Here is a 1,664-nt window from a genome sequence, read left to right on the forward strand (position 1 = left end):
GTCAAATCACCTGATGAAAGCCTTACACCTGACCACTGATCCTGTTCTACTTCGGGTTTGTGCTCCAGTTTATTTCCCTCTAGATACAACAAACCATAATTTTCAGGGATTTGGTCCCTACTTAATGGATTCATAAAATGGTTGGGAAAGCTACCCTTGATTGTGGCAGGTCCTGCTTTATAATAGTTGTGAAGCAAGTTAACCTTGGATTCGGCACCGCCATCACTTGCCCTATGTGACCAATTGTAAATGACATTGTTCCTGAAATCAATTAAAGATTCCTCTCTTTCTATGTATTGGCCTCTCTGAAACTGTAAATTCCTTTCTTTAAAATGGCTGATTAAGTTGTGATAGACGGAGATGTTCTGACCTGAGATGATCCCTCCATACCCATGCGGCCCTTTTGCATTTGCTGAATCATGGAGTCCTTCGGAAATAATACAATTTTGCAGGGAAATGTTTTTCCCATTACCAATTGAAAAAGTTTCATCAGTTCCCCAGGAAAAGGAACAATGGTCGATGATGATATTTTCTGGGTTGGATCCTTTATTATCCCTTCTGACAGTAAAGGCATCCCCTTCAATATTTTCCAGGTCTCCCATTCTGGACCGGATATACCGGAGGATGATATTGTTTGCATTGCGAATGACTAAAGGGTAATTTTTGAGTGTGATGCCATCACCTGGTGCGGTCTGTCCGGCCACGGTTAAATTGCCGTCCCTGACATTGATTTGGCTTTTCAGTGCTATGGTTCCGGACACTTCAAACACCACAGTTCTAGGTCCCCTCGCTTCGAGTGCCCATCTTAGGCTTCCCGGCCCGCTGTCATTGAGGTTGGTGACGATATATACCATACCTCTTCTACCTCCTGTGGCATATTTTCCAAATCCTTCCGCACCTGGAAAGGCGGGGACAGGGTCTATTTGCTGACCTATAATCTGTGAATGGGTTTCAAGACTGTATGAGAGTAAGAATATTATAAAAAATGGTGTTAATATTTTCATATCTATGTTTTTATTCAATAAAAAACCTCCAAAGATTTATGGGTCTTTGAAGGTTTTTGTAATCGGTTAATCATTTGCTATTTTTTGATAAATTTCAAAATCTGCTGTTGACCATTGTTGTTGATAACGATGATATGGACACCGGGTTTAAGTTTCCAAGGAGAAATATCCATTGTGAGTAAACCATTATTCACTTCAAATTCCCCCTCTTTCATCCGCACTCCCCGGGCATCAAATACTGCAATCTGCAGTACTGCCGAATCATATCCTGAGAATTTGAGGTTGATTTCATAGTCAACAGGATTCGGGAAAAGGCCTACAACGGTCTGCAATCCGACTGGATAGTCTTCCGGTATTATGGTTTCCAAACTGCTTTCATTTACTATACCTTTCTCCTTGATTGTTCCAATCATTCTCAATGTCTGATTGGGATTAGCCAGAGATGAAATTTCAGAACCATTTAGTGCCCTTCCATAGAGCCTAAGGTCATCCAGACTGCCCTTGAATCGCTGTATAGTCCCATAGGCTCCAATGGAGAGTCCGCCCGATGCGGTGCCTATGTTCAAAGGTCCAAAGGATGCGGAGGCATCCTCGATGCCGTTGACAAATACCCTGCTGGTATTGCCGTCATAGGTGGCGGCGATGTGCAGCCATTCGTTA

General features: G+C 42.7%; 1 protein-coding gene and 1 pseudogene. Both read right to left on the reverse strand.

Annotated elements, in window-relative coordinates; genetic code table 11:
- A pseudogene (locus ACEW8O_RS04400) lies at window positions 1–1,004 on the reverse strand (polysaccharide lyase family 1 protein); the annotation flags it as partial.
- Between the two features lie 77 nt (window positions 1,005–1,081).
- A partial coding sequence (locus ACEW8O_RS04405) for a LamG-like jellyroll fold domain-containing protein (RefSeq protein WP_373493411.1) occupies window positions 1,082–1,664 on the reverse strand: 583 nt, incomplete at its 5' end.

The organism is Aquiflexum sp. (assembly GCF_041749095.1).
Lineage (GTDB): Bacteria > Bacteroidota > Bacteroidia > Cytophagales > Cyclobacteriaceae > Aquiflexum.